The 8,941-nt window shown below is 63.6% G+C and carries 11 protein-coding genes; 3 read left to right on the plus strand and 8 right to left on the minus strand.

Annotated elements, in window-relative coordinates:
• Positions 1-199: 199 nt before the first annotated feature.
• Positions 200-1,636, minus strand: coding sequence for a type IV pilus assembly protein FimV (locus AB4Z11_RS13755; protein ID WP_442025811.1), 1,437 nt, complete (start codon positions 1,634-1,636; stop codon positions 200-202).
• A gap of 195 nt (positions 1,637-1,831) precedes the next feature.
• Between AB4Z11_RS13755 and fumC the strand changes: the two genes are divergently transcribed.
• The 3 genes from fumC to AB4Z11_RS13770 all read left to right on the plus strand — a co-directional run bounded on the left by fumC (position 1,832) and on the right by AB4Z11_RS13770 (position 3,836).
• Complete coding sequence (gene fumC, locus AB4Z11_RS13760; RefSeq protein WP_442025812.1) at positions 1,832-3,226, plus strand: class II fumarate hydratase; 1,395 nt, start codon at positions 1,832-1,834, stop codon at positions 3,224-3,226.
• Positions 3,227-3,289: 63 nt separating this feature from the next.
• Positions 3,290-3,526, plus strand: a complete 237-nt coding sequence (locus tag AB4Z11_RS13765) for an RNA-binding S4 domain-containing protein (RefSeq protein ID WP_442025813.1) — start codon at positions 3,290-3,292, stop codon at positions 3,524-3,526.
• Positions 3,527-3,551: 25 nt separating this feature from the next.
• A complete protein-coding gene (locus AB4Z11_RS13770) occupies positions 3,552-3,836 on the plus strand; it encodes a DUF883 family protein (RefSeq protein WP_442025814.1) in 285 nt (94 codons plus the stop codon).
• A gap of 3 nt (positions 3,837-3,839) precedes the next feature.
• Here the strand turns inward: AB4Z11_RS13770 and AB4Z11_RS13775 are convergent, their stop codons facing one another.
• The 7 genes from AB4Z11_RS13775 to AB4Z11_RS13805 all read right to left on the minus strand — a co-directional run.
• The gene (locus AB4Z11_RS13775; RefSeq protein ID WP_442025815.1) at positions 3,840-4,301 is read right to left on the minus strand and encodes a DoxX family protein; all 462 of its coding nucleotides are present in this window, start codon (positions 4,299-4,301) and stop codon (positions 3,840-3,842) included.
• Positions 4,298-5,953, minus strand: coding sequence for an MNIO family bufferin maturase (gene bufB / locus AB4Z11_RS13780; protein WP_442025816.1), 1,656 nt, complete (start codon positions 5,951-5,953; stop codon positions 4,298-4,300). Before bufB ends, AB4Z11_RS13775 begins: the two co-directional genes overlap by 4 nt.
• 19 nt (positions 5,954-5,972) lie before the next feature.
• Entirely contained in the window at positions 5,973-6,239 is a 267-nt protein-coding gene (locus AB4Z11_RS13785) for a BufA1 family periplasmic bufferin-type metallophore (protein WP_442025817.1), read from the minus strand.
• Between the two features lie 187 nt (positions 6,240-6,426).
• On the minus strand, positions 6,427-6,627 hold the full coding sequence (locus AB4Z11_RS13790) for a YjfB family protein (protein WP_442025818.1): 201 nt from the start codon (positions 6,625-6,627) through the stop codon (positions 6,427-6,429).
• A gap of 70 nt (positions 6,628-6,697) precedes the next feature.
• Positions 6,698-7,204 (minus strand): molybdopterin-guanine dinucleotide biosynthesis protein B, encoded by a 507-nt coding sequence (gene mobB, locus AB4Z11_RS13795; RefSeq protein WP_442025819.1) that lies wholly within the window; start codon positions 7,202-7,204, stop codon positions 6,698-6,700.
• Positions 7,201-8,175: a general secretion pathway protein GspB gene (locus AB4Z11_RS13800; RefSeq protein ID WP_442025820.1), complete on the minus strand. Its 975-nt coding sequence runs from the start codon at positions 8,173-8,175 to the stop codon at positions 7,201-7,203. The genes mobB and AB4Z11_RS13800 overlap by 4 nt, the downstream gene beginning before the upstream one ends.
• Before the next feature lies 1 nt (position 8,176).
• Positions 8,177-8,941, minus strand: a 765-nt coding sequence (locus AB4Z11_RS13805; RefSeq protein WP_442025821.1) for a peptidoglycan-binding domain-containing protein, incomplete at its 5' end; no start/stop codon positions are given.

The raw sequence follows: 8,941 nt of genomic DNA on the forward strand, positions 1-8,941 counted from the left end.
CGTCGCCTCAGCGCCGGTTGCACCCGGCGTTCATATGCGCTCAGTCGGCTATGAACAGCTTCCAGGCCAGGTCGTTTCTTCAACGTCGCTCTGCTTATCGCGTCACACTATCGGTGGTGGCTGCGGCAGAACCCGGTCCGTGTGAACCCAGTATAACGCAGTTCAAATTTCTGTGTCGAGGGCGGAAAAGCAACGGCTATTACTCTTGCGCAGTGACCGCAATTGGTGCTTCAGTCTCTTCTTCCAGCACTGGTTCCTGGGACTCTTCCGCCTTTTCTTGCGTCTCTTTCTTGCGGAACGATTGCCAGATCTTCAGCGGACCACCCTTCGAGCGGCGCTTGCGCAGGAAGTGAACTGCCACGCCGATCACTGCAATGAATGCAAGCGAGCCGGCGGCAATCAGCGATATCAGGCGCGGACGGGACATCTTCTTCGGCTCCTGTATCTTGCCGTCAGCCGATACGCTGGCAGACTTCGCCGATGCGGACGGCACTGCCACTTTGGCATGCGCATCGCGTGCATCCGTGATCTTGCCTGAAGCCGCCTGCGCCGCAACAGCCGGCGGAGCGGCGGGCTTCGCCTCGGCCGGTTTGGCCTCTGCCGAAGCGCGTACTGCCTCCTTCGTCGAAGTGCCTGCCGCATGCTCCGCCGGCGTGCCCGCCGCCTCCTTCGCCGGAGCGCCTGCCGCATGTTCCGCCGCTGCCGACGGCTTTGCTGCCAGCTCAGCCTGCAATTGCCTGACCTTCCCTTCCAGATCGACCAGCTTGGTGGTCAGCGCCTTATTGCTGGCGTCCGCCGCCGCGCATTGCCGCGTGCTCGCCTCCAGCTGCTCAGGCGAACAGGCTTGCGCCGGACGCGCGGGGGCGACCGCAAGCTTCGCCGGCATTAGGGCTGGCGCAGCGGTCGCGGCTTTCGTGGCAACGGCGGACGACGGACTCGGCTTCGGCGCAGGCACGGCAGTTGGCGCCACAGCTTGCCCGGTGTGCGCGGCGAACGAGCGCTCAGCGGCGGCCTTCATCGTTTCCTCGTCCGGTGACATGCTCGACATCGGTCGCGCCGGTGGAACTACGCGCGCTGGCGCGGGCGACGTTTTCGCGGGCGCCGGCAAGCTCGCAGCGCCTGCCGCCGCGGAAGATGCCGCAAGCACCTTATCAGCCACCATCCCCGCGGCGGGCACAGGCGCAGGCGCTGAAATCGGCGTCACAGCGGCCGCGGTGGTCGTGGCCGTGGCCGATGCCGTCGTGGTCGTGGCGGTGGCCGATGCCGTCGTGGCCGTGGCCGCTGCCGCTGCCGCCACGCGCGGCGTAGCCGCCCCCGCCGGCTCCGGCGTCAGCCACAAGCTGGCCGTGCGGATAGTCTGTCGCCCTCCACTGCTCAACTCAAAGAAAATATGCACCAGCTCAGCATTCACCGGCTGCAGCGTGGTCAGATGCAAGACCCGGCGCGAATCGCGCTTCACGACCGCGATATTCAACCCGGCCAGCGCCGGATTCATGGCGACATTCGCCCCCTTGAACACATCCGGGCGCGCCAGCCGCACCTGCAATTCGTTGAGATCGGCCGCAGTCAGATCAGCCAGCTCGATATCCGCCGACAGCTGCTGCCCCAGGTGCGAACGTACGGAAATGTCTCCCAATTCCGCCCCGCACACTGGCGCCGATGCGATCAAGGCAAGAGCAATCGAAGAAGCGGCAATAAAACGAGGCATAGTCAAAGTAGTTTCCGGGACGTAACGACTATAACGGCCAAAAATCGCCATTATGAACCCCTGCAAACGGGAAAATCCTTGCCGGGTTAGAATCAAAAGATCAACAACCACACCGAGGCAGCCATGGAAACGCGTATCGAGAAGGATAGTTTTGGCCCAATCAAAGTGCCAGCCAACCAGCTGTGGGGCGCGCAAACCCAGCGCTCGCTGGAGCACTTCAAGATCTCGACCGAGAAAATGCCGCCGGAACTGGTGGCTGCCCTGGCCAGCGTCAAGCGCGCGGCCGCCAAAGTGAACCTGGACCTCGGCGTGCTGGACGACGCCAAAGCCGTCGCCATCATGCAGGCGGCGGACGAAGTGCTGCGTGGCCAACACGCGGGCGAATTCCCGCTGGCGGTGTGGCAGACGGGCTCAGGCACGCAGTCCAATATGAATATGAACGAAGTGCTGGCCAACCGCGGCTCCGAGCTGATGGGTGGCGTGCGCGGCGAATCGCGCATGCTGCACCCGAACGATGACGTCAACAAAGGCCAGTCCTCGAACGACATCTTCCCTACCGCCATCCACGTGGCCGCTGCCCAGGCGATTGCCAATGTTCTGCCCGCTCTTCAGCACCTGCGCACCACGCTGGCCGAAAAATCGACCGCCTTTGCCGACATCGTCAAAATCGGCCGCACCCACCTTCAGGACGCCACCCCGCTGACGCTGGGCCAGGAATTCTCCGGCTACGTCGCTCAGCTGGATTACGCCGAGCACGCCATCCGCGCCACCCTGCCCGCCGTGCTGGAGCTGGCGGCCGGCGGCACCGCGGTCGGCACCGGCCTGAACGCGCATCCCGAATACGCAACCCGCATCGCAGCCGAGCTGGAGCACAACCTGAAGCTGCCTTTCCGCAGCGCCGGCAACAAGTTCGCCGCGCTGGCGGGACACGAAGCCCTCGTCGCCGCCCACGGCGCCCTTAAAACCCTCGCTGCCGCGCTGATGAAAATCGCCAACGACGTGCGCTGGATGGCGTCCGGCCCGCGCTCCGGCCTGGGCGAAATCACCATTCCTGAGAACGAGCCGGGCAGCTCCATCATGCCGGGCAAGGTCAATCCGACGCAATGCGAAGCGCTGACCATGCTGTGCTGCCAGGTGTTTGGCAATGACGTCGCCATCACCGTCGGCGGCGCCTCCGGCAACTTCGAACTGAACGTCTTCAAGCCGCTAATTGCGCATAACTTCCTGCAAAGTGCGCGCTTGCTGGCCGATGGCATGTTGAGCTTCGAAGAACACTGCGCGCACGGTATCGAGCCGAACCATGCACGCATCGCCGACCTGATGGAGCGCTCCCTGATGCTGGTGACAGCGCTGGCTCCGCATATCGGGTATGATCGCGCCGCTCAAATCGCCAAGAAGGCGCAGCACGAGGGCACCACGCTGAAAGAAGCGGCCCTGGCGCTGAGCTTCGTCACGGCCGATCAATTCGAGCAATGGATTAATCCTTTGGCAATGACCAAGCCAGGCGCCAAAGGTTAATGTTGCGCGGAAACGCCGCATCACTGAGCAATGCGAGCGCAAGCCCAACACAAAGAGGATAAAATGCAGAGAGTGAGTTTTGAATTGACATCCGAGTACATCGAGCTGAATCAGCTCCTGAAAGTAGTCGGACTGTGCGACAGCGGTGGGGCCGGCAAGCAGATCGTAGCCAGTGGTCAGGTCTCAGTCGATGGCAAGCAGGAATTGCGCAAAACTTGCAAGATCCGCGCAGGACAGCAGGTCCGTGTTGGCGACGTGCATATCACGGTGATCGGCGAAGGTGGCGCGGACGGCGCCTGACCACACCTTCCGGAAGGGGAGCAGCATGGATAGCCCTGAACGCGATATGCAGACTCAGGAACGCTTGATCGGTGATCTGCGACAAGTCATCGAAAACGCGGAAGAGCTGCTCAAGAACACCGACCACTACACCAGCGTGCTCTACCAGAGCGCCCGCGCCAAGCTGGCACAGGCGCTACTGGCCGCCACCGCTGAACTGGAGCGTTTCGAAGATGCTCAAGTCAGTCGCATGATTGAAGCGACCCATGAAGCCAATCTGTCCCATTGCGACAAGACTGGCGAAGCCAAGGTCATGCGCGCCTTCCATTAAGTCTTAGCCCTGCCGCTTCTTCAGGATCGCATCCAGCGAGAAGCGGCCCGGTCCAAACGCGACCAGCAACAGCAGGCCAGAACCCCAATAGAAGTGATCGTTGATCGCGGCTGGGCACTCGAACGAGAACAGCTGCGGATACGAAATCACGGCCATCGCATTCACGAAGAACAATGCCAGCGCGGCGGGACGCGTGATCACGCCTGCGAACAGCAGCAGCGGCAGAATCAACTCTCCTCCTGCGCCCATATAAGCCGCCAGTTCAGGCGGCAATAGCGGCACATGGTATTCATCCTGGAACAAGGACAGCGTCGCGTCCCACTCGCGGATTTTGGTCAGGCCCGCTTTGAAAAATTGCCAGCCGATGTACCAGCGCAGGGCCAGGCTGGCGATGGACGCACCCCAGTCGCTGAGCGTGGCGTCGAAGCGGGACAGTTGGCGGTGCACGCCGAGAATTGCGTTCATGTTGGTTCTCCAATCGGCAGGCGGACGGCGCTGAATGCGCCCTGCTCCAGCCATTGCTGTAAATGGGCAGCGACGTTGAATTCCTCATCGCGCTCGAAAGCTTCATCCAGGGCTGCGCCGAAGGTGCCGCCTTGCTGCAGCAGGCTCAGCGCGGCGTGCGCGGCCGGGCTTTGCGGCATCACACGCACTTTCCAGTCCGGCCTCGCCAGCAGCGCCTGGCTTGCGGCGCGCATCTCCTGCGGAAACTCGCATTCCCCCTGATGCGCGAGCCACAGCGGGACGACCGCCCATGCGGAAGCAAATGGCTGCGCGGTTGGCGGCAGCGCCAGCGTGACCGACTCGATATCTTCCGGCGCAATTGCCGCCAGGGCTTCTGCGCCCAGGGTTGCGGTCGCCGGTGCGTAATGCATGCGATGCAGCGACCATTCCAATCGCGCCATGTCGGACAGATAAGGCAAGTCCTGCACGTGCTCGAAGCCTTGCAGGAACGCCGCAAAGTGCGCGCCAAAGCGATTGAGATCGCCATCCTCCGAGGGATGCGCGCGGCCGTACTCGCGGGCCAGGGCATCAAAGAATTCATCGCCCACCAATTGGCGAATCACCGGATAAGCCGCACCCAGCGCCTTCGCCCACGTCGCGCTCAAATTGCCGCGATACAGCGCAAAGCGCTCCCCATGCTTTAAATGGGGACGCAACACATTTTCGCGCTCGGGCGCAAACAGTGCGTCGCTGAACTGCTGTTGGGCCAGCGCCAGCGGCTCAGCCGATTCCGAAGCGGCCTCATGTACCATTTGGTGCCTGACCCCAAAGACTACATGGGCTTGGCTGGCGGTCGCCAGGCGGGTTTCGGCCTTGGCCGCCTCGCCTTGTAGGACTTCGAGGGCGGGAATATCGGTGTCCCATTCAATCAGGGTGGGAACCGCGCCGAATCGGGCCAGCGCTGCCTCATACAAGCGCCACACCGGGTCGGCGACAACATCGCCATGGTGGTCGATCACGGCATCCGGCGTGACCAGATGCCCGGCCAGGTGAATTTCGCCGACCGTGCCGACTGCGATGGCCTTGATCGCCGCCAGCGCATCTTCTTCGTGATTGCACTGGTTGACGTACAGGTTGTTCACGTCCAGCAGCAAGCCGCAGCCGGTGCGGCGCGACAGCTCGGCGAGGAATTCGGCCTCGCTCATGGCGTCGCTGCTGAAACGCACATAGGTCGAGACGTTTTCCAGCAGGATGGCGCGGCCCAGCACATCCTGCACGCGTCCGACCCGCTCGCTCAGCAGATCAAGCGCGGCGTGGTCCAGCGCCAGCGGCAGCAGGTCGTTCAGGTGGCGGTCGAAGACGGCGCCCCAGCACAAATGTTCAGAAACCAGCGCCGGCTCGATGCGCTGCACCAGGCTGCGCACGCGTTCCAGGTGGCGTTCGGAAAAGCCGCGCGCTGAGCCTAAGCCAAGTCCCACGCCGTGCATGCTGATCGCATAATCGCGGCGCAGCGCCTGCAGCACGTGGAAGTCCCAGCCGGCCTGGTCGAGATAGTTTTCGGTGTGGACCTCGAGCCAGGCGGCACGCGGCCGCTGCTCGAGGAATTGGCGGTAGTGCGGAGCCCGCAATCCGATGCCGGCACCGGACAGGCTGCTGTTGATGGAATGCGTCATGGCTCCGTTCCCTGCTTGATTACTTGCCTGCTGGCGGATTCATTTTGCCGCCGGCTTTTTCGCAAGTGCCTTTAGCGACGTATTTCCAGTCGGCTGGTGCGTTGTCCATTTTGGCCTGGCCGGAGCAGCTGTGCGAGCCGTTGGCGGTAGCACAGTCGTTCTGGCCGGCCTTGGCGATGCCGTAGCACTTTTCCTGGTCTTTCTTGTCGGCGGCGGAAGCAGTGCCAACGGTGGCGGCGCATACGGTGGCCAGGGCTGCTGCGATCAGGGCTTGACGCTTGTTCATGGTGTATCTCCTCAGGTGAAAGTTTCAGCTCAGTGAGCTGGAATCGGACGCAGATGTCTGCGACTGGACGATTGTCGCGCAGCCAACAGATATCCTTACAACTTTTTTGAAAATTTTTTCGCGGGCGAAAAAAAACCCGCTGACGCCTGCACGGCGCTGCGGGTTTCTTGCGGGGCCGGACGCTGGGTCAGGCCGTGGTATTGATGCGCGTGCCCAGATGAGCTGGCAGGTTGCTAGCCGGAGTCGCTGGCGGGATCGCTTCCAGCAGCGCGGAGGCGGTCGAGGCCTGCACGTCCTGGGCTTTCTTCAGCACGGCAATGCCGACTTCCTGGCGGGTGCCGGTGTCAGCCATAGTGGTAGCGAGATTTGCAATGCTGGAAACGTCCATGGTAATTCTCCATTTGTACTTATCCTGATTTACGGACCAGTTTTGGGGAACTTTAGGGTTTCGCTGCAAATTATTTGAGCTGGGTGCGCAGCCAGTCCAGCACCGACTCCGGGCGGTTGAGGTCGAGCCAGGCAAGGGCTGGCTCCAGCCCTGCGGGCGCCGGCTGGTCACTGGCGACGGCTTTGATGGACTTGTCTTCCAGGTAACGCGCTGCGCCGACCTCCGGGCGATGCACTTCAATCTTGTCAATTGGCCAAGAATGGAAGCCTTCGACCAGGGTCAGGTCGGCTGGGGCCAGGCGCGCCAGCTGCTCGTCCATGGCCGGCTCGGGGGCGTTGCGCAACTCGTGGATGATGGCGAAGCGGTATGGCGATGCGATCATCACTTCGGCAGCACCGGCCTGGCGGAAACGGGCACTGTCCTTGCGCGGCGGCTCCAGCTCGAAGTCGTGGTGGCTGTGCTTGATCACATTGACCTTTAAGCCCTCCTCCGCCAGCCGCGCGACCAGGTATTCAAGCAGCGTCGTTTTGCCGCTGCCCGACGGGCCAACCACGCCGATCACACAGCGCGCAGTCACAGCGGCACCTTGTAGCGATAGCCGCGGAAGCTGAACACCGCCGCGCGCGGCAACAGACGCTCCAGCAGCAGACCAGGCGCAACCTCGTCGCCTTCCTTACGCAGGGTTTTGTCGATCAGGATCAGCCGGTCGGCGGGATTCTTCGAGTACATATAGCCACCCATCGTGATTTGCGGGATGGCGCGCTGGATGGGCTCGGGCAGGTCGCGCAGCGTTTGCACCGGCTCCTCCGCGGGGGCGGGTACAGCGGCCGGCGCCGGAGCGGCTTGCGCGGTTTGTGTCGGCGCGGCGGCTGACCCGCCCTGCGGCTTCTGTGCCGCCTGTGCCGCCTCAGTGACTTTTTCGTGCGTCGCGTCAGCGCCAGCATTCTTGCGGCCTTCCAAGACAGGCTGGCTGGCGCGCGCGGCTGCCGCTGGCGCAACAGCGGACGACGCGCGTGTCGCTGGTGCTGGCGTGGCGGCGGCCATATCAGCCCGCAGATCCGGCGCTGGCGCGACAGGCGCCGCTGCCTGAGCCGCTGGGCGCTGTTCTCCTATGCGCGTCGCTGCTGCCTGAGCGGCTGGGCGCTGTTCCCCAATGGGCGACGGAACTGATGGCTGTGCACTGGCAGGTGCCGACTGCGCGACAGGCGCGGTGGCAAGCGTCGCGTTGGGGGATGCGGTTATCGCCGGCGTCGCATTGGGCGATGCAGTTATCGCCGACGTCGCGTTGGGGGATGCGGTGATCGCCGGCGTCGCGACGGAAGGCGTATCAGACGCGGCGGGCGCGCTGCCCTGCTGGCGCATCAGCAGCATTGCGCCCAGCACGACCACTGCGCCGCCGAGCAGGCCCACCGCGACCATCATCGGCTTGCGCGAGCCCGTGCTGTCGACTGCCGGCGTTGGCGTCATGGTGGGCGCGTGGATGGACGGCGTCTCGCCGATCTGCCGCTCCGCCTGCGCCTTTTTCAATGCTTCGAGTATGTAGGACATATTATTTTCCTGCGATCGCCTGCGCGCTCAGGCGCGGCTCCTGCACGCCGCCCAGCTGGTTGAGTCGGATGAAGGTCTTCGGACCGGCTACACCGTCCGCCTTCAGATTCTGGCTGACCTGGAAATCGCGCAATGCACGTAGCGTGACGCCATCCAGTGGCTGGTTATCCTTCGGCTTTTTGGCGCCGCGCAGTTCGGCGAGGCGGCGCGCGAGCCAATCGACGTCCGGGCCCTTGTCGCCGGACGACACTTCATCACGCCAGGTACGTGGTGCACGCCAGAAGGTGAGGAAGCCTCCATCAAAGCGCGCTTCCAGCGACGCCAGCGTCACGGACTCACGTTTGGCGCCAATCGACAGCGTGGCACGGTCGCCGTTCATCGCGGTCAGCAGCGCGAACGTGGGACGGGTTGGATCGTCGCGCAGTTTGATCAGCACAGGACGATCGAGTAGCTTGATCTCACTCAGGCCGCCTTTTGTGAGCAGACAGCGCAGGTTTTGTTTTGCAGCCTCGGGACAGCCCTCGCCTGCCGCGAGTTGAACGCCCCATTGCGTGGCCAGCGCGCGAACGGCGCCTTCAAAGAGCGACTTCTCCGGCACAGCGCCCTGCGGAGCGCCGGCCAACGGCACATTGCGCGCGGCGCCAGCAGACGTCGAAGACAGCGCAGCGGCGAGAGAGCCGGCAGAAGACGCGGCCGCCGATGCGCCCGCAGCGGCGGACGACACGGCGGACGGTGCGTTCGCGGCAGCGGCCCGCGATGCGCCTGC

It is taken from the genome of Pseudoduganella sp. RAF53_2, from assembly GCF_052113985.1.
Taxonomy (GTDB): Bacteria; Pseudomonadota; Gammaproteobacteria; order Burkholderiales; family Burkholderiaceae_D; genus Rugamonas.